The sequence below is a fragment of the Pseudobutyrivibrio xylanivorans genome (assembly GCF_008935055.1).
GTDB classification, from domain to species: Bacteria; Bacillota; Clostridia; order Lachnospirales; family Lachnospiraceae; genus Pseudobutyrivibrio; species Pseudobutyrivibrio xylanivorans_A.
This window is the reverse complement of sequence record NZ_CP043028.1, coordinates 44,706-63,222: the sequence shown is the minus strand read 5'-3', so window position 1 is coordinate 63,222 and position 18,517 is coordinate 44,706. Positions and strand designations below refer to the sequence as shown.

Sequence of the window (18,517 nt, the reverse complement as noted above, 5' to 3'; positions counted from 1 at the left end):
AATTTACGCCTCCAACAATTTATAGACACAACTTGATACCGCCCTATCGTCTATATAAAAATCGCAACTTACTTTCCTACTATTACCACCGTATTTTTCAATAACATCCGGCAAATTATCATTTACTGCATCAAAATTCAGTCCTTTATTTTGACACCACTCTACAGCTAGGTCTAAATTTGCACCCTCTCTACAAGTCCAAAGAATAATCTTATCGCCAAGCTGTCGTCTTTTATTAAGAAAGTCTATTAATCCTTCATTAGCTGGACCACACTCGGGCCACTTGCCAAAACTTAATGTCCCATCAAAATCTACTGCAAAAACCATGTACTTTACCTCCACTGTCTTAATAGTAGCAAAGACTATGTACATTTTTTTGCACATTACTAATCCATATATTTATTTACCATCACTTTAACATCATCCTTCAGTTGCCTTCTTAGTGCTTGAGGCTCCAAAACTTCTACATAAGGGCCATACTGCAGTGCCCAAAATCTTATTGCCCTTTCATTTGTATAAACTCTTATTTCAAGGGTATTTTCTTCCTCTTTTAGTATCTGAAAATCTTTACCAAACCAGTCCACTAAATCAGACATCAAAAACTTCTCAACGGACATCTTCACATAAGCTGAATCACCGCTAAACATATATGTATGTTCAGCCATGTGCTTAGGAAGATTAAATCCATTCTCAAGTCCATGTACCATTTTCATAGGCTTCACTTTAGAATCAAGCATCTTCACGTCTGTAATCTTGTCTACTCTAAAGTGAATCACGTTATCATGCTTATCCACGTTGGCAACTAGATAAAACTTTCCATTATTAGCAATCATTTGATAAGGATTTACAATATAGGGCTCTTTTCGTTTAGGATGAAGCTTAAAATCTGTTCCATAAACATTATAAATAAAAGATATTTGACGCTTGGCAGATATAGCATCGTTGATTACATCGAGAGCATACACTGCCTGTTTATTGTCTGTATGCTGCAATTCAGGTAAATTACTTACATGTGTCACCTTAGCATTAAAGTATTTGCTGGACATCCCTCTAAGTTTACCTATCAGATTTTTTGCTTGCTTAGTAGAAATCGACTTAGAAAACAGAACACTATCTATAAGAATCCTTAGTTCAGCATCATCAAATTCTCGAGAGACAAGCCGATACCCGTTTTCCATAGATATGTCATATCCCATTTCTTTCAGAGATAACACATTTGCCTTAACGGAACGACGATCGCACTGAACATCATAGTTTTGCTCAAGCAACTTCAATATCTCTTGCTGCGTAAGTCCATGATTCTCATCCGTATACTGCTTTAGGATTTCTAATATAAGCATATTGAGCATTTTCTTGTTTGCTGTAGTGTACATAACCTCTACCTCTCCAATATATGTTTTAGTTTTCTGAAATAACTATCTATATCAGAACATATACCCTCAATATACTTTGTGAAATCTTCTTCATCATACAAAGAATAATATTCATCATTGTTGGTGTATCTAAAATTAACAGCGGTTTCTTCGTTTAAGTATTTCCACCAATACCAGTTACCATTTTCTTTTTCGTGAGCTCCTGCCAAACTTAAATCGTTGTCGTCAATTATTCTTTGAATAATATCTTCTTTATGAACATCCCAATTATTGCATCCAGACCAAGGCGTAAGTCCCATATATATCTTCCATTCAATTTCAATTCTGAATGAAATGTTTTTATCTATCCCCCACTTAGATAATGGAATAATGTAGTTAAGACTTGGCCAAGACCTCCGGTTATTCTCATAGAATTCATTTGTTTGGTCCTCATATAATGCCACAAGCTTAAGTCCCATATCATTATATCGTTCCATATGTTTTTCTATAGCCCGAAAAACTTCTTTCATCTTCTCTATTTTTACGTATTTTATAGCTTGTTCTATTGTCGATGCAGCATTAAATAAATCTGAAGATTTTGAAATTTCTTTAACTAAATCCTTTTGTTCTTTCTCACTCATTTTATTCCAAGTACCTTCTCGCTTAGACCAACCTTGAATCACATCCAAATACTGTCTTACTATACTTTTAACATCAGCGTTTTCTGTTAAATCTATGCATGATTTTAACCAATTTGAAATATCACTTTCAAAGGATATACAACATAATTGTTCATTAGGCCTCAGTTCGCCCTTACTACTTTCACTCGGCTCATGACCATCAATTGTTAAGTAAAAAATTCTAGTGTCTTCATCCTTATCTTTGGCATACACATAATAATCCCTACATTGATTATCTTGATCATCTGCATATATCTTTACCTCAATTGGAATAAATTTTCTTCCTACTATTATGCATAGGTCAATTCTTCTTAATCCATCGATAGGATATTCTGCAACAACACTTGCATTACTATAATCAGAATCACCAATCCCCGAATAGTTAAGTACATTTTCAACAAACAGCTTTAAAAAAGTATCCCCATGCCCATGACTTCCTTTTGGATCTAACAACTCTCGAAGAAAGCGGCACATTAGGACTTCTTTATTATCTATCCGTTCGATTCTAAAGATATTAAAATCATTTTTCCTTAGCTCGTTAACAGATTGGTACTCTGTAACATATTTACTAGCCTTTTTAAGCAAATTAGTAAATGTATCCATAGCTGCTCTCCTACCTATACCTAATTATGAATAATTCGTACATGCATCAATTCCCCATATAGTACATATTATGAACACTAGCTGTGACTATTCTATGTACATTATTTTGCATATCACACCGCAAATCCAATAATCTCACCTTGCTTCTTATCTAAGCTTTCTATTATGGTTTCATCAAAATCGTCGGCAACTAGTTTCACTATTTGCCCCCTAGTTGGAGTAGCATTCTTACGTTTCATCAAGCGTTGAGCCTGTTTCAGAACAGCTCGTTCCACAAGATTCCTTACAAACCTTCCGTTGCCATACTCTTCAATTTGATAAGCCTGTTCAAAGATTCCTAGGCATTTCTGTTCAGCTTCTTTATCAGCCTTTAAGCCTCTCTCCTTAAGCATGAGCCTCATTATATCTAGGAGTTCCTCTGGTTTATAATCAGGGAAGTCCAAATGAAATGCTATTCTGCTTCTCAAACCCTCATTTTTATCAAGAAATTGTTTCATCTTATCTGGATAGCCAGCAAATATAACAATCACATCAGCTCGATGATTCTCCATCTCTTGAACAATAGTATTAATAGCTTCGTCACCATATAATCCATCTTTTTCTACTAACGAATAAGCTTCATCAATGAATAAAACTCCACCAGCTGCTTCCTTAAACTTGTCTACAACTGCAGGCGCGGTCCAACCAACATACTGTCCAACCAAATCACTTCGTCCACATTCGACGTATGCACCAGACTTAAGAACCCCTTCTTCTGTCAAAACATCAGTCAGCAACCTTGCAACCGTAGTCTTTGCACATCCAGGATTTCCTGTAAATACCATATGTTTAGCCATATTAGTCTTTCCAAGTCCATATTTTTCTCGGTACGTCTGTACCTTATAAGCCGCTATAATACTGTCAATCAAGCTCTTCACTTCGGATAAACCTATCATATTCTGTAGTTCTTCATAGGCAGTTCCCTTCTTCTTTTCAACCACCTTAGTCATTTTACAAGTGCTGTAAGAACTATAAACTTTAGACTTCAATATCTCCTTAGCCCATTTGTTGTATGATTTTTGCACGTCAAAACACTTAAAAACCTTCTTACTACTAGAAAGATATTCTTCTATCGAATCATCAACTAATTCTGCAAACTCAGTTTTCTGTGATAGTAATTTAAAATACGAAATTGCTTCTTCGCGGGAGCCTGACCCCTCAGAGATGCTTATAATATCTATATCCTCTGACACCCTAGCTAATAATTCCCTTGAAAAACCTGGATTTTCAATGTCCTCTAAAAAGAAAAACAACGTATTCTTATGGTACTGTGCAGTCAATTCTCCTAGGAACTTCACAAGCCTCTTATAACTATTTGCAAAATTACCAACAAAAGAACCTTCTCCACGAGCATCAATAACTAGAATACCCCCACCAGATTGCCTAAACACCTTCTTCAGGTCCGTTTCGTCAAAGGCTCTATCACTTAAGTCACTAATAACATTCATTCTAACGCCTAAAGTTCTATGTCTTGTATGAAGCATTCTGACCATTAAATCGATGATAACAAGCGCCGTCTCCTGATCTCCAGCCTGAATTTTATAATGAACTGGATGACCATAGAACTTAAGCGCATTTTCATCAGAATAAATGCGTTCTATCTCATCTAATAAGGTCTTATCTGCCATTATACTTTTGGCTTCTTCTATAGCCTTCTTCTTTGAAACATTTTCTGAGTTTGCAATATATTCATTTATCTTAAAGTAGGAATTATCGAAATAATCAAGCTGCAAATCATATTCCGAACGTCTTATTCCATGATCAAAATAGCCCCTATTATCAGCCTCTTCTTGTATATGAACGAAATATTTTGCAGTAATTTCCTGTTCAGACTCTACATTGCCAAATACATATCCCCTAGTTTTATTTGGAGCTTTTTGAATTTTCTTATTAACATCCCCAAGAGAAACTTTGTCTGGCCATAAGGATATTGCTATATCAACAAACTCATCATTACTTCGATATGCGAAGCAATAGTATTCTCCGTTCAACGCAAGCCCATTTATGCATTGATTAATTTTTTTTATGATTCTATCCGACGTATTTCTACTAGACTTTCGATCATCATCCTTTTCTAACTCTTCGGGAATTGGTGTTAATCCAAATTTTACAGTGTAACAAAGCATAAAACTCATACCTCCGATTAAGAAAAACTAACTACTTAACCTACTTTGTATGAAAATTTTAGCAAAGAGCATGTGCATTATTTTGTACATAGACTATAGTACTCTTTAACCTAAAGAAACCAACAACACCAATAGATACAAGCTTATTGTTTTGAGGAAGAGATGAGTAAATGCGATTTTTGTAGTAAAGACTTTTCTATTAATACAGCACGAAATGATTTTGAATTAGAATTTATTTCAGAGTCACTTATATATAGTAATCTATCAAAATGTCTATGTGGTAGATGTGCCATAGAGGGAATAAACAGATATGAACAAGATATTTATTATGAGAAATGCGAGTCTTGCGGTAAAAAATTTGATTTAATGTTAGATACTACGAAATTTAGTAAACTACCTACTTTGCCGACCGGCTATGAGCTCAGAGATTTTTGGGATGCATCTATTCTATGTTGCGATTGCGCTATTGAAATGCTACAGGATGATTTTGAGTTTATGGTTTTCTAAGCCAAATAATCCCTGCAAAACCGCAGAGACAACATATAATTCTGACTCTCTATAAATGGCACTTAATCGGATACTATTACTATTCCAGCTTCCTGCATCTCAGGAAGCTCTTTTATATAGAAATTGTCATTAGTGGCAGCAACAGCATCTAAATATAGCCTTACCTCATATCACTTCTTCTTTGCATCCAAGACGCTTCGAGCGACACAGCATCTACCATCAACACCATCAACACCAACCATATTGGCACTAAATAAATTTTATAATTTGTTCGGGTTTACAAAAAAACGTGTTAGGGTGTATTATCTACTTACAAAAAACAAACATATTTTCGGAAAGTATGTTCGTGGTTTATCAAGGAGGTAAGACAACTGGATATGTCTAAGCATTTACTAATCCCCAAATGCTACATAGCTATAGATATGAAGTCATTCTATGCATCTGTAGAATGCGTTGCCAGAGGTCTTGATCCACTTAAAGCTAACCTTCTAGTCGCTGATGGAAGTAGAACCGACCAAACCATCTGCTTGGCAGTCTCTCCTGCCCTTAAAGCTATAGGCGTTCCAAGTAGACCTAGACTATTTGAGGCAAAACAGGCCATAGAGAAGTACGAGCGAATCCACCATACTAAGGTTCTTTATATTACTGCAGTCCCTCGTATGCTTGAATATGAAAAAGTATCAGCCAAGATTTACGGTATTTTTCTTAAATATGTAGCCCCAGAAGACATCCATGTTTACAGCATCGATGAGAGTTTCATTGATTGCACACCATACTTACATCTATATGAACCCGCATCTATAAAATCTGGCCAAAGCCCGGCTCACATCATGGCTATGACAATGATTAGAGATGTACTCAAGCAAACTGGCATTACAGCCACAGTTGGAATTGGAACTAATCTATATCTTGCAAAAGTAGCTATGGATATTGTTGCTAAGAAGGCTCCTGCCGATAAAGATGGCGTCCGCATAGCTGCTCTTACTGAAGATTCATATAAATCTTTATTATGGCCACATAAGCCTCTCACAGACTTTTGGCAGATAGGAAATGGTAAAGCTCGTCGTCTCGAACGAAATATGATGTTCACCATGGGCGATGTTGCAGAACGTTCTCAACTAGATGAGGAGTGGTTTTATAAAACCTTTGGCATCGATGCAGAGATACTAATAGATCATGCCTGGGGAATCGAACCTGTTACAATGCATGATATTAAAAACTACAAATCCGATAACCACTCTCTTTCCAATGGACAAGTATTGCCTAGACCATATAAGTACGAAGAAGCATGTATTGTCCTAAAAGAGATGATTGATATCCTCTGTTGTGACATGTACAAGAAGAATCTGGTATCGTCAAAGTTTACCTGGTGGGTAAGCTACGACTACAAAAGTCTTGAATACTGCCCTCACTACGATGGGCCACTAGCTATAGATTGGTATGGTAGACTCCATCCAGCACATTCTAATGGCACAGTAAACCTTCGTAATGCGACAAACACTTCTAAGCTTGTAATTGAAGCAATCATGAATGATGTGATAAAGAAAACTGACCATAGAATACTATTCCGCCGACTTGGCATTTGTGCTTGTAATGTTCAAAACAATGGTGGCTACTTTCAAATGGATCTATTCACTGACTATGATGCGCTTAACAAAGAACAGCTCATTCATTCAGCTCTTTTAGAAGTAAGAACTAGGTATGGAGCAAATGCGATATTAAAAGGCATTAACCTTTTAGAAGGAGCCACTACAAGAGAAAGAAATCAACAGATAGGTGGTCACAAACGATAGCACGACATCCTATTTCTGTTAATACAACAGAGGAAATGATATGATTACAGATAGATACAAAAAAGTGTATGAAAGAGGCAAACCAAAGCACTTTCCTTTTGATGATTTTTCAATCAAACATCCGGCTATGGATTTATCCAGACGCGCCAAAATATTCAGCCCCTTCGATGCACTAAAAGGATTTAATGAAGAAATCGCAAGTACAGAGCAATCTTTTGAAGCAAATTACTCTGACTTAGAACATGTACCTGCAGAAGAATATCCATAGGAGATTCACCATGTGTACTAGATATGCACTTGATATAACTCAACCTGAATTGAAAGAAATCATAGATATTGCAAAGAACTCACGTCTCACTACTAAATTTGTAGACACTCATGCAAGACCACTTGTCACTGATGGCGAAGTCCGCCCTACAGATATTGTTCCAGTAATAGCTCCTAATTCCAAAGGAGAAAAATGTGTATTTCCAATGCAATGGGGATTCACTGCCAGGGATAATAAAAGATCTTTGTTCAATGCCAGACTTGAAACTGCTGGTGAAAAGCCTACATTTAAGGATGCATTTCAATCTCATAGATGTATTATTCCAGCTGCTTATTACTATGAATGGGAGCACTTTAAAAGTCCTGATGGAAAAGTAAAAACAGGAGATAAATATGCCATTCAGCCAGCTGGTTGCACTGTAACCTGGCTCTGTGGCCTATATCGTATCGAAGAAGGCTATCCTGTATTTGTAATTCTTACAAAAGAACCTACCATAGAGCTTAGTAAAATTCATGACCGGATGCCTATGATGATACCGAAAGATAAAATTGAAGACTGGATTAATCCTTCAAAAAATCCCAAAGAATTGATATCATATGCCTTACTTGATATGGTTACAGAAAAAGCAGAAAGATAAAAACATATTTATGGGAAAAGTAATACAAGAAGTAGATGTTATAGCTCAATTCAAGTACGATGGTGAAATCATACCCCTGCGATTTCAGCTAATAAATGAAGATGGAAAACCTGAAGCCTACTCTATAAAAGGTTACAAACGAATAAGACATAAAAGCCCATATAAAAGTGTAGATGACATCTTAGTCATAAGCACAACCATTGTTTTTGAATGCCAAGTCAATGTACAAGATAAACTCAGTATTGTGAGGCTCTACTTTCAACCAGAAGGCCATATTTGGCTACTTGGAATAGATTAATAGTTTAAGGTACAGAAAGGTTTTATCGATGTCTAGATTTATTGTTTTTGACGTGGAAACTCCAAATAGATATAACAATCGTATGAGTGCTATCGGAATCAGCGTTATCGAGGATGACAAAATCATCGACGAGTTCTACTCGTTAGTAAATCCAGAGACTCATTTTGACTATTTTAATGTTAAGCTTACAGGAATTAACGAAGAAAAAGTTGCTAATGCTCCAACCTTTCCAGAACTATGGGAACAAATTGAACCTATTATGAGCAGTGGAATGCTTGTGGCTCACAATGCATCTTTTGATATGAATGTTTTAAAGAAATGCCTAAATGATTACTGTATCGAATGGAAGCCATATGCTAGGTATGTCTGTACTGTCCTAATGGGAAGACAATTACTTCCTAACATCAGCCATAAACTTAATGATTTATGCTGCTATTATGGAATAGCCCTAGACCACCATCAGGCAGATAGCGATAGTCACGCCTGCGCCGAAATACTTTTAAGATACTTTCAAGATGGTGGTGATATAAAAGGAGCAATTAGAACCTGTTCTTTTAAGAAAAAATAGGCTCGTCTTACAGTGCTTGCTGCAATACCAAGTGCCAGGATTATATGGATCTTCATAACTAGCTGCGCCATCACATATTCCACATGAATGAGAGCCGCTAGAAGAACTACTAGAGTAACTACCTGAAAAATAATCAGAACTGCTATATCCCATAATCTCATCCGCAAAATCAGACATCCACTGATAGTGTTCATCGCAGTAATATTCTAATTATTAAATGAAGAATTTATCTAGACTTTTACACTTCTAATAGGTTCAACAAGTCTAGTTGACTTCTTCACTAGTTGTAATGTAGGTCTATTCATTTAAGTTCCACAATTACACACACAATTGCAATCATTTAATCGTTTCTGGGGGAATACCCCGATTTTAACGCATTTTATAAAAGTTTCCCCCTCTTAAAGAACCAGGTAAAAAATGCCATAGATATAAGAAAATAGCCGGTAGGTTCAAGAATACTTCCTTGGATACATTGTCTAGGATTTTCTCCATTAATTTTAATCATAAAACGCTCACTTTCATGATTAAAATATCTTCTTTTCTCAAGAAAATACAATCTTCTTTGAGAGCTAGACGTATAATTGATTCCTTCATATTCATAAGTAAAAACAGGATAATACATATAATGTTTATAACGATCATTTGGACTATCCACTTTATCTATGTATCTTAGAACCGCTTCTACTTTTACATTACATTCTCGTAATGCAGCTAAACCTTTTGCAAATTCTACTGCTGAACCATAGCAAAATGCAGCTAGACACATAGCTGCCAGCAACATAAAAACTATATTATCGTCAATCACAACTAAATCTTTCCTTTTCCTATAATAAAATGCCAGTTCCATCGCTTCTTCAAACATCTCCGCGGTAAAACCAGCACTAAAACATCTTTATATAAATCACTTGTCTGGAACTCAATTACAGCTCAAACTCTACATGAGTTCTTCTATCAACAAAAGGAACTACAACATCTTTTGTGACCGCATTATAGTCTTCATTTACCTTGAAGTTCTTAAGTGCATCCTCATTTTCAAAGAAAATCTCTACAAACACATCTGCATTTGATGTTGTAAGGTAATCTGCTTTTACCTCTATGCTCTTCATCCCATCAATTTGTCCGTTTAGGGATTCTAGTCTTGTTTTCATATTACTCTTAATGGTCTCCAAGTTAGGTCCAAAACATTTATCCTGAAGATTCATTACTATTACTTGTTTAATCATAGGTGTTATTCTCTCTTCTACCTCTTTTTATCTGAAACAGTTTAGTACGGATATAGTACCGCTGCAAATCCCATTCGTGCCATTAGTTGACCAATTATACAGTAGTGCGAGAAAAAACGCCTCCCATGTAGGAAGACGCTTTAATCTTAAGGAATAATATTTACTTCATAAAAGCTCCAGCCAAATCTTTGTTTCCGTCAGGCTACTTAACGAATTAATACATACAGTTAAACCCTCATTAATCGCTATATTTCAAGCTGAAATAATTCATATATGCTTTGAAATGATCCTGACAAAAGAGAATTGTATCTTTAAGATAACCTTTTTCGTTTTTCCATTCCTTCAGCCCTCTATAATAAAACTCCTTTATATCATCTTCTATTATAAAAGGCGTAATTCCATTTCTTAGACATTCCTTAAACATTATAAGTCTTCCAATTCGACCATTGCCATCTTGAAAAGGATGTATTTTCTCAAATTTATAATGAAATTCTATTATGTCATCTATGCTTTTAACTTTATCTTTATTATATTCACGGATAAGTTCTTTCATGGAAATCGCCACTTCTTCTGGTGCTGTCGTCTCTAATCCGCCAACTTCATTGGCAAGCCTTTTATAATCTCCTACAGCAAACCATGGTTTTCTACTGTCAGAGGTACCTGATTTTAATACAAAATGAAGCTGCTTAATAAAACTTTCACTCAAAGCATAATTTGCATGGTCTATAACAAGATCAACGCAGCGAAAATGATTAACAGTCTCCACAATATCATCAACATTAATAGTATCATTTTCTACACCAATAGTGTTTGTTTCGTAAATATATCTTGTCTCGTCATGTGTAAGACGACTTCCCTCAATATGATTGGAATTATAAGTAAGCTCGATTTGAACTTTGTGATAAATTCCTCCATTCATTCCAGCATCTTTTTCCATCTTGAGTCGTTTAAGAATATCATTTGGCAGTTTTCCTGCTCTCTGCTTCCTTGCAGGTTTTTCTGTATCTGAAGGAATGGACCATGAGCCATTTTTCATCACAGCCCCCAAAATTCGTCCTTCGCTGCAATAATTTCTTACACTTCTCTCAGATATGTTCCACTTTTCCGCAGCACTTGCAACATCCATATAATTCATAGCTAGTCTCCATTGATCTTAATCTACTTATGACACGGAATAATTATATCATAATTGGCAATGTAAATCATTATTCCTATACACATATTCACATTTTATATTGCCGCCAAAGTTGTCTTGTGTATTAATATTTTTATAAGAAAATCCACCCTTCTCTCAATTGAAATTAGGGTGGTCTAAAAGGAACGATATTCAACTTAAATACTTTTATTATCTCCAATCATTCTGAAGCGGGATTTCTTCCATCTGGAACTCCCCGAAATCATCATCGTTATAAATATTCCTTAAACTAATTACTTCGAGTCACCAAATCCTGATAGTGTAACAACCTATACACCCCTATAAAATCCAGTCTATTAATATTGACATATATTTAGACATATATTATGATGTCCATAAATTAATGCATATTATTAGACACGGAGGTTAACAACATGGACGGACAGTTATCATTATTTGATGGTGACAACAATAGTTTTAAGGTAATTGATGGGGCTATAGACTCATCTCCTAACGAAAAACTCAAATGCTTTAAATCAGAATTACAATCAGTAGAGTTTCATTCACTAGAAGACCTTTTCATTGGATTTAATTCAATGAAGGCAATCACCTTCTCCTATGACATTGGATTCATAGATTCTATTATGGAAAACTTTGATTACGCCGAGATTTTACTAGGCGCCGATTTCTTGGTACAAAAAGACAATAAGCTTAATAATTTCTTGGCTGAAGTATTTACCAATGCATACGAAGCAGGACAAGTAATTAAATCGCATAAACGACTAGCAGCAATGCTTGAAGCTGGGGATATAGAATTCCACACTCCTACTTTCGTTTTGGATCATCGAAAAATATACTTACTAAAAGCTGATGACGGTAGAACCCGTGTTATTACTGCTTCTGCCAACATGACTAATCGTGCTTGGAACAACGATCACATGGAGTTCTATACTTTTGATGACTCACTATACTGTTACGAGGAATTTGAAAAAGACTTTGAAACTGCTTGGATTAACTCACAGGAAATACCTTATTCGGTTGTTTCATCTAAAAAGGCAGATGACTTAGTAGAAGGAAATGTGATTCTAAAAGGTGTAAAGGAAACTGGTCAAACAATTGTCCTTCAGCAGCCAGAAGACGTGGTTTCTTACGATAATATCAAATATGCCATTGATCATGAAAGAATCAAAGAGGACTATAAAGCTCTCATTGATGGCCTAAATACAAAAGGCAAGAACGGCATATTTGAGTTAATACCTAAAGCAATTGAAAAAATCGAACATAATAATAAGAAACATCTGCAAAAAAAAGTTAAGGTAAACAATATTACTGAACCATATCCTACTCTTGAATTTGACTATGGAGATAGAACTGCCGCTATTAATGGTAAACAGCTTGATTTAAAACCTTCTAAGCAAGAAATCACAGAGGATATAGAAGAGCTTCTTGGTATGTTTTCAAACTTTGATGATTTCGTTGGAGATAGCGAACGCCTCAAGGAAACACACTTTAAAATGCTTAATGCTATCTTCTGCTCTCCTTTCAATGCGAAATTACGTTGTGCAGCTAAGATACGTGGCATAGGCACCTCTAGTCTCCCACTATTCCTTCTAGCTGCTTCAAGTGAAGCTGATAGTGGAAAGACACTGTCCGTGCGTGCTGCTCTAAAGATGATGACTGGACGTGATTTACCAGTTACTAATAAAGCCAACACTAAAAAGGATGATATCCGCGATGTTCAAATTGGCTGCAAATGTGTCCCTTTCTTTGTTGATGAGTTAGATAATAGTTTCTTATCAAGAATCAAAGACCTCATTAAATTCCCTGAGCGATGCGAGGAGCACCAATTAGAAGAACAGCCTATGATTCTCTTTGCCAGCAACGATGTTACTGAACCAGATGAGATTCTTCGAAAGCGAATGGTATTCTTACGATTCGAAGGCGGTCTTCCTAGCGATACTGATTTAAGTGCAGCAAAGGGTAAGGGAGAGGCTATAATCCGTCGTCTCGGAACAGGTTTCTATCGTGAATACCTTCGTAGAATGCTAGATGATGTTTGCAATGAACTTAATTACATTATTTGTAGCGATGATATTCCAGACACATATTATCCAGATTTAATGAAGCTTTCATCAGATAATCTTGTTCAAATACTAGAAGATTACGGGTTCACACCTCCATCATATTTTAAGCACTTAACCTGGAATGACGATTACTCAGTAAATGCTAATTTCATCTCTGATAATTCTATTGATGAGATTGATAAGTTATATAAGAGAGAACGCCGCGTATTCACTATTGATAAGGAAATTGTCACTATCGAATTAGGTACTGACAAGAATAGTCAAAAGAAATGTGAGAACTGGAAGAACACTCTCCCACCTGAAATGAGAGCTCAATACCAATTTACTCGCGATTGTAGTAAAATAATGCTCGATAGAAAAGAACTTGAAAAACGTCTCGGTTATAAACTAGGCGGATTCAATATATTCAGGAGATAATATGTTTATACATCAATATGCTGACTCAACTGAAGATCTAACAACTTTTTTGGAACCGGTAGGCTTTCTTCAAATGATGGAATCAATTCCCAAAAATCCTCTTTTAGATGGAACAAAGAGTCTCTCGGCACCATTCTCTCCTGGAATAATGACTACTCATACGATCGAAAATAGACGTAGCTTCAGGAACTTTGAAATACTAAAAAATAATTGCGGTAGTGAAGATGCTATTGCTGTCACATCAGTAAAAGCCCTAGGCCTCAATGATACTGATATTGTTAACCAACTCGATTGGTTTATTAGTAATAAGAAGCTCCTAATCATTTGTGATATGCCATCAACCTACCAATATGGCTTATCAAAAGATGTTAATCGAGCTGTGCTTGCCACTATTAGGCAGTCCCTTGTGGCGGTAAATAATATATCGTTAAAGCCAAGCCGTAATAACGCAGGTCGAAAAGCTATCGAGTATCCTGATAATTGGGAAGACTTATACGATCAGTGGGTTAGCAAAGAGATATCTTCTAAAGAATTCATAGAAAAAAGTGGCCTGAAAAAGGCCACCTTCTATAATCTTCTTACTGAGTATAAAGAGCTTTTAGCTCAACAGGATGAGCTGGATATACGTGAAGCATAATGTAACAAAGACACCGTAGTATCATTACGGTGTCTTCTTTTATTATTCAAATAGTCCTAGCTACCTTACTCTATCGGTGTGGTTTTACCGGTCTAAATTCTGATAACTCTTCATCTGTAAGTTCAGGTGCGTCCTCCGTATATTGTATAGGCCTCCTGGAAGCTTCTTCTATCTCTGTCGCTTGCTCCTTAGTTGGTTGATCACTAGGATTCAAAGCTATCCAGTGAATATTTGATGGAAGCTTGCATTCTCTTAACTCTACTGTATTATCATCGAAGACTATGCAAGTAGCATAGACATCCCATTCATCTAAATTGCTTGAAAGTGTTAATGTACGCTCATTAGCATGTAGATCGAAACCTAAAAAGCAATATAACCCCTCCGGAACCTCTTCAGTGCTGAAGCAAGATACATCTTTGTATTGTAAGCAAAAGTCTTTTCCAATCGTTTCAGTTAACTTATTAAAACCGACCTGTTCTCTTCTCATCATACAACCTTCCATTATCCTCAACATCTATAGTAACAACAATATTATAGCATTATATGGCTGATATTACTGATTACATTTCTGGATAAATAGAAGCTTTTATGATAAGCGCAACCTTAAATATGAGCATTTAGGTAGCAGTATGTCTATCTAATCATAATGATGTGTGCTTCGTATTTGGGTTTATGCTATATGAACACTTAATATCTTTTTATGGCCAATAATGCCAATAAATCCTAGATATCTCAACTAATCGTCTACTGTATATAGATATAATAATATATTAGATTTACCTTACTTATACGACATAAGAAGGCTTATTCTCGACTTCAGACTGTCTATCCTCCTTATAAACCTTATAACCTACAGTATCTTGACTCAATCTATTATGTTAAACACACGATAAATAGGCCTATGGATTTTTAATCCAGAGACCATCTGTACAACGTCCACTACGACCGTATTAATTTATATTGAGGATTTCTTCTAGGTATAATCTAGATTAGGTTCAACCTGAGAAGCTCTTCTTTAACACCTTTAGTGTTAACAACAAGCTCATTACCCTTTCTGAAGATTAGTTCAGATTCTACTGGTACAATAAGATTATTCATCTCCTTGTATCTAAATATATCATCTTCGTGCTTAAATGCTTTATAGAAATCATCTAACAGTGTGATTTTGTTATGAATCAAAACGCCATTAATATCTGTTGAGGCTACACCAACACATTTGTATACTGGCTTACCACCTAAATCTCGTAATTTAGCCACATATACCGTGTAATACTCACTAAGATTGAGGAATTCACAATTAGCTGATAATTTCTCTAAATCATAATATCTTTTCCCAGAAGGTTCCTCTACTATATATTTATTAACGTCAATACGTCTCTCAAGCTCAACAGCATCTTCCCTAAGATCCATTGGAATACTCTCATACCCCTGTTTCTTTTTGTAGTTAGCAGCATTGAAGAATGTAAGCATTATAGGATCTAGTGACTGAATGCTCTTTCTCTCACCATATATATAGATAGCTGTTGAATCCTTAGTATAGCTTTCACATTTACCATTATTGCATTTGATTGTTACCTGAACCTGCTTTTCCTTATAAGTAAACATGTAACCATACAACTTCAGAATCATTCGTCTGATGTAATCATCAGACTTTTTAATATCATAGTGATGATAAATTTTCATTGCCTCCCTTAATTTAGGTATAGCAATAGAGCACTTATTATAATCAATAAGTACATTCTTCCAATTATAGTTACCATCTATATACTGAGCACCAAACAACTCGGCAAACTCTTTACTCTTCAGAATTGCTGCCATCTGGCAGATTCTATAAGGGCTATCTTCGCTACAGTCATTAAATACACGAATATAGTTTGTAAGCTCTGAAATCATTTCTCCCGTAAAGCTCTCACCAATAGAACATAAGCGCTTCCATGAAATCATACGTCCACTCTGCTTAAGAGTAGCTCCAAACATCATAATCCAGTTATTGAACAATCTACTCATAAATATAGCTTGGTAATATCTATAAGCAGCCTCTTCTTGTAATTGCTTTAAATCGTTATTCGAAACTGTATGGTCCTTTATATCTTCTCTTCCATACACAGCCTTGCTTATAGTTTTACGAATGTCGGCCCTTCCAAAACTGTTTTCATTAAGAACAACATAATCTCTAATAGCCATAGCTACAGTTTGATTAGTTTTGGCCATTCTAAAGAATAACTTCTCATAGAACTTTTCTAAGTCTTTTAAGTATTTAGTTATAGTCTTATACTCCATATTCGCAAGTTCAAAGGCCATTCTGAGATTATCTATAAATATAGACATGTCAAAAGAACCTGTACTCATGTGATACAGGAGAAGTAACTTTGCTATTGGTTTTGCTATGGCTGCGTCAACAGCTTTAATTTGCTCTCTAATATTATTCGTTCCATTAATGTCTACATTCCAAGCTATAAATTTGTAGAATGTCTCTTTATTGTTAATGGAGGATGCTATCGCATTACATATTAGATTTATGTCATCTTCGGTATAGGTCCAGTTGCCTGAAGCATATATATCTGTGCTATCTGCAACTACATTGGCTATTGTAGTTTCAACTCCTAGTTCCTGAGCGACTTTCTTCTCTAATAGATTCCAATTAGATAGCATGTACTGACAGTATGCCTCATTCGCTCTTTTGGTCATGCTGTTGGACAAACTTACACCAGTATTTGCCTTTCTGTAGTTGTTTTCTGATCCAAAAATATAAGCCCTTAAGAAGTCCTCATAATTCTTGTACTCCACTTCCCTTTCGTCAACTAAGCTTTCTGGAAGAACAATCATGTTGCTATGGTGACTAAATCTAATACGTAAGAAGAACTGCTCAATATTATTCAAATTGAACTCTTCTTTCTTATTACAAACGTAGATACACTTAACCATGTTGTGATTACGATAATCAATAAGCGGATCTTCATCACGATAGACAAGCTCATCAATTGACGTACCATTGTTAAGAAGCGATGTTGTAAAAATAACCTGATAGCCTAATCCAATAGGCCCCAGATTAATCTTTCCTTCACTGATAATGTCGTTGTACGCACTATTAGAATAAATTTCATCCACCTTACTGTAATTAATATCATCCGAAGAAATAGCAGCTGCGCTTATACCCTGTTCTTCTAAGAACTTTACCGCTCTCAGATTGTATTCTTTGTCATTGTTATGTACCAAGAAATAGCCGCCTTCCTTCACTTCATCTGCAAGTCTTGCAAGCTCATAAGGTAAATGACGAACATTCTTATAAGGTACGATATTGCAATATTTATAATTTCTATATACTTCTGGCTTACCATTAATACCGACCTTCTCGCAAACAATATGAGCCTTGTATTCACTACAAAGCGGGTTATTATCAGGCGGAGTTAGAAGGATACTCATCGGCGTGCCTGTTAAATAAACAACTCGACCTCCAGCATTAGCCACCTTTCTACAAGCAAGCTTAACATCGTTAATGGCTTCTTTACGATAGTCAATAGCATCAACTAATAGATGTGCCTCGTCTATTACAAGAAACACATCTTTAAGATCATTTTCCATTTCAATTTTCTTTATTTCAGTAAGAAGCTTGTCGTAGATTACGTTTGTCGCTACGTAATCCTCGACGTTTCTATTTATCACCGCATTTTTACCAGCTACAGCCTTGAACGCATACTTTTTAGAATTCTGGCTGACCTGAGAAACGTTTGGTGATGCCAAAATATTTATATGATTCTTTCTAGTCTTAAGGAAGATATCTTTAGCAAAAGCATATGTCTTACCAGCAGAGCAATCCGCAGTCATTAGATATTCTCCATTTTTAAAGGCAGGGTCTGGCTGTTCTCTGAATATAGATATATTCATGCACTCCTTAAGCATCCTATTTATATCCCTACTATTCTCAGCAATATACTGGCTATATTTAATTGTATAGATACAGGTCTTTGTCACTTCTCTATAGTCTTTGTTCATAAAATCCTACATCCTTTCTCAATGTCTTTCTGAGTCTGATATAGGTTTTTTTCACTGTATTAGAAATTTCTAGTGTCTGTTTTAATCACTTTTTCAATTTTTTTCTAAATTCTTTTTTCAACTAAGAGTTGAATGCCACGAATGAATAAAATATGTA

17 protein-coding genes are annotated in these 18,517 nt (G+C 35.6%); 8 read left to right on the top strand and 9 right to left on the bottom strand.

The annotated features are described in order from the left end of the window. Positions 1 to 3: 3 nt before the first annotated feature. From FXF36_RS00305 to FXF36_RS00290, 4 genes are all read right to left on the bottom strand, one after another. Entirely contained in the window at positions 4 to 327 is a 324-nt protein-coding gene (locus FXF36_RS00305) for a hypothetical protein (protein ID WP_243143543.1), read from the bottom strand. Between the two features lie 59 nt (positions 328 to 386). Next, positions 387 to 1,373, bottom strand: a complete 987-nt coding sequence (locus FXF36_RS00300) for a helix-turn-helix transcriptional regulator (RefSeq protein ID WP_151621965.1) — start codon at positions 1,371 to 1,373, stop codon at positions 387 to 389. A 5-nt stretch (positions 1,374 to 1,378) separates the two neighbouring features. Further along, positions 1,379 to 2,635 carry a PDDEXK-like family protein gene (locus FXF36_RS00295; RefSeq protein WP_151621964.1) on the bottom strand — a complete coding sequence of 419 codons (1,257 nt, stop codon included), beginning with the start codon at positions 2,633 to 2,635 and terminating at the stop codon, positions 1,379 to 1,381. 113 nt (positions 2,636 to 2,748) lie between these two features. Further along, entirely contained in the window at positions 2,749 to 4,800 is a 2,052-nt protein-coding gene (locus tag FXF36_RS00290; protein ID WP_167511242.1) for an AAA family ATPase, read from the bottom strand. Between the two features lie 162 nt (positions 4,801 to 4,962). On the opposite strand from FXF36_RS00290, the gene FXF36_RS00285 reads away from it, so the two are divergent. The 6 genes from FXF36_RS00285 (at position 4,963) to FXF36_RS00260 (ending at position 8,871) form a co-directional block, all read left to right on the top strand. Continuing rightward, positions 4,963 to 5,307 (top strand): hypothetical protein, encoded by a 345-nt coding sequence (locus FXF36_RS00285; protein ID WP_151621962.1) that lies wholly within the window; start codon positions 4,963 to 4,965, stop codon positions 5,305 to 5,307. Between the two features lie 377 nt (positions 5,308 to 5,684). Then, on the top strand, positions 5,685 to 7,100 hold the full coding sequence (locus FXF36_RS00280) for a Y-family DNA polymerase (RefSeq protein ID WP_151621961.1): 1,416 nt from the start codon (positions 5,685 to 5,687) through the stop codon (positions 7,098 to 7,100). 40 nt (positions 7,101 to 7,140) lie between these two features. Beyond that, the gene (locus FXF36_RS00275; protein WP_151621960.1) at positions 7,141 to 7,368 is read left to right on the top strand and encodes a hypothetical protein; all 228 of its coding nucleotides are present in this window, start codon (positions 7,141 to 7,143) and stop codon (positions 7,366 to 7,368) included. 10 nt (positions 7,369 to 7,378) lie between these two features. After that, the gene (locus tag FXF36_RS00270) at positions 7,379 to 8,005 is read left to right on the top strand and encodes an SOS response-associated peptidase (RefSeq protein ID WP_167511241.1); all 627 of its coding nucleotides are present in this window, start codon (positions 7,379 to 7,381) and stop codon (positions 8,003 to 8,005) included. A gap of 10 nt (positions 8,006 to 8,015) precedes the next feature. Then, positions 8,016 to 8,303: a hypothetical protein gene (locus FXF36_RS00265; RefSeq protein WP_151621958.1), complete on the top strand. Its 288-nt coding sequence runs from the start codon at positions 8,016 to 8,018 to the stop codon at positions 8,301 to 8,303. Between the two features lie 28 nt (positions 8,304 to 8,331). Beyond that, positions 8,332 to 8,871: a 3'-5' exonuclease gene (locus tag FXF36_RS00260; RefSeq protein ID WP_151621957.1), complete on the top strand. Its 540-nt coding sequence runs from the start codon at positions 8,332 to 8,334 to the stop codon at positions 8,869 to 8,871. 379 nt (positions 8,872 to 9,250) lie between these two features. On the opposite strand, the gene FXF36_RS00255 is transcribed toward FXF36_RS00260, so the two are convergent. From FXF36_RS00255 to FXF36_RS00245, 3 genes are all read right to left on the bottom strand, one after another. After that, a complete protein-coding gene (locus tag FXF36_RS00255; RefSeq protein WP_151621956.1) occupies positions 9,251 to 9,733 on the bottom strand; it encodes a hypothetical protein in 483 nt (160 codons plus the stop codon). Between the two features lie 58 nt (positions 9,734 to 9,791). Further along, positions 9,792 to 10,094: a Dabb family protein gene (locus FXF36_RS00250; RefSeq protein WP_151621955.1), complete on the bottom strand. Its 303-nt coding sequence runs from the start codon at positions 10,092 to 10,094 to the stop codon at positions 9,792 to 9,794. Positions 10,095 to 10,332: 238 nt separating this feature from the next. Beyond that, complete coding sequence (locus FXF36_RS00245) at positions 10,333 to 11,229, bottom strand: Fic family protein (protein WP_151621954.1); 897 nt, start codon at positions 11,227 to 11,229, stop codon at positions 10,333 to 10,335. A gap of 434 nt (positions 11,230 to 11,663) precedes the next feature. On the opposite strand from FXF36_RS00245, the gene FXF36_RS00240 reads away from it, so the two are divergent. Together FXF36_RS00240 and FXF36_RS00235 are read left to right on the top strand one after the other, a co-directional pair. Beyond that, positions 11,664 to 13,730, top strand: coding sequence for an Aq_aa27 family P-loop NTPase (locus FXF36_RS00240; RefSeq protein ID WP_151621953.1), 2,067 nt, complete (start codon positions 11,664 to 11,666; stop codon positions 13,728 to 13,730). A gap of 1 nt (position 13,731) precedes the next feature. Continuing rightward, positions 13,732 to 14,367 (top strand): hypothetical protein, encoded by a 636-nt coding sequence (locus FXF36_RS00235; RefSeq protein ID WP_151621952.1) that lies wholly within the window; start codon positions 13,732 to 13,734, stop codon positions 14,365 to 14,367. A gap of 70 nt (positions 14,368 to 14,437) precedes the next feature. On the opposite strand, the gene FXF36_RS00230 is transcribed toward FXF36_RS00235, so the two are convergent. Together FXF36_RS00230 and FXF36_RS00225 are read right to left on the bottom strand one after the other, a co-directional pair. Next, the gene (locus FXF36_RS00230; protein ID WP_151621951.1) at positions 14,438 to 14,857 is read right to left on the bottom strand and encodes a hypothetical protein; all 420 of its coding nucleotides are present in this window, start codon (positions 14,855 to 14,857) and stop codon (positions 14,438 to 14,440) included. A 494-nt stretch (positions 14,858 to 15,351) separates the two neighbouring features. Then, positions 15,352 to 18,360 carry a DEAD/DEAH box helicase family protein gene (locus FXF36_RS00225; protein ID WP_151621950.1) on the bottom strand — a complete coding sequence of 1,003 codons (3,009 nt, stop codon included), beginning with the start codon at positions 18,358 to 18,360 and terminating at the stop codon, positions 15,352 to 15,354. Positions 18,361 to 18,517 lie beyond the last annotated feature (157 nt).

Excerpts from the sequence above, each read along its gene's own strand:
- FXF36_RS00305 (WP_243143543.1), bottom strand. The coding sequence starts at position 327 with ATGGTTTTTGCAGTAGATTTTGATGGGACATTAAGTTTTGGCAAGTGG.
- FXF36_RS00300 (WP_151621965.1), bottom strand. The coding sequence starts at position 1,373 with ATGTACACTACAGCAAACAAGAAAATGCTCAATATGCTTATATTAGAA.
- FXF36_RS00295 (WP_151621964.1), bottom strand. The coding sequence starts at position 2,635 with ATGGATACATTTACTAATTTGCTTAAAAAGGCTAGTAAATATGTTACA.
- FXF36_RS00290 (WP_167511242.1), bottom strand. The coding sequence starts at position 4,800 with ATGCTTTGTTACACTGTAAAATTTGGATTAACACCAATTCCCGAAGAG.
- FXF36_RS00285 (WP_151621962.1), top strand. The coding sequence starts at position 4,963 with ATGAGTAAATGCGATTTTTGTAGTAAAGACTTTTCTATTAATACAGCA.
- FXF36_RS00280 (WP_151621961.1), top strand. The coding sequence starts at position 5,685 with ATGTCTAAGCATTTACTAATCCCCAAATGCTACATAGCTATAGATATG.
- FXF36_RS00275 (WP_151621960.1), top strand. The coding sequence starts at position 7,141 with ATGATTACAGATAGATACAAAAAAGTGTATGAAAGAGGCAAACCAAAG.
- FXF36_RS00270 (WP_167511241.1), top strand. The coding sequence starts at position 7,379 with ATGTGTACTAGATATGCACTTGATATAACTCAACCTGAATTGAAAGAA.
- FXF36_RS00265 (WP_151621958.1), top strand. The coding sequence starts at position 8,016 with ATGGGAAAAGTAATACAAGAAGTAGATGTTATAGCTCAATTCAAGTAC.
- FXF36_RS00260 (WP_151621957.1), top strand. The coding sequence starts at position 8,332 with ATGTCTAGATTTATTGTTTTTGACGTGGAAACTCCAAATAGATATAAC.
- FXF36_RS00255 (WP_151621956.1), bottom strand. The coding sequence starts at position 9,733 with ATGTTTGAAGAAGCGATGGAACTGGCATTTTATTATAGGAAAAGGAAA.
- FXF36_RS00250 (WP_151621955.1), bottom strand. The coding sequence starts at position 10,094 with ATGATTAAACAAGTAATAGTAATGAATCTTCAGGATAAATGTTTTGGA.
- FXF36_RS00245 (WP_151621954.1), bottom strand. The coding sequence starts at position 11,229 with ATGAATTATATGGATGTTGCAAGTGCTGCGGAAAAGTGGAACATATCT.
- FXF36_RS00240 (WP_151621953.1), top strand. The coding sequence starts at position 11,664 with ATGGACGGACAGTTATCATTATTTGATGGTGACAACAATAGTTTTAAG.
- FXF36_RS00235 (WP_151621952.1), top strand. The coding sequence starts at position 13,732 with ATGTTTATACATCAATATGCTGACTCAACTGAAGATCTAACAACTTTT.
- FXF36_RS00230 (WP_151621951.1), bottom strand. The coding sequence starts at position 14,857 with ATGATGAGAAGAGAACAGGTCGGTTTTAATAAGTTAACTGAAACGATT.
- FXF36_RS00225 (WP_151621950.1), bottom strand. The coding sequence starts at position 18,360 with ATGAACAAAGACTATAGAGAAGTGACAAAGACCTGTATCTATACAATT.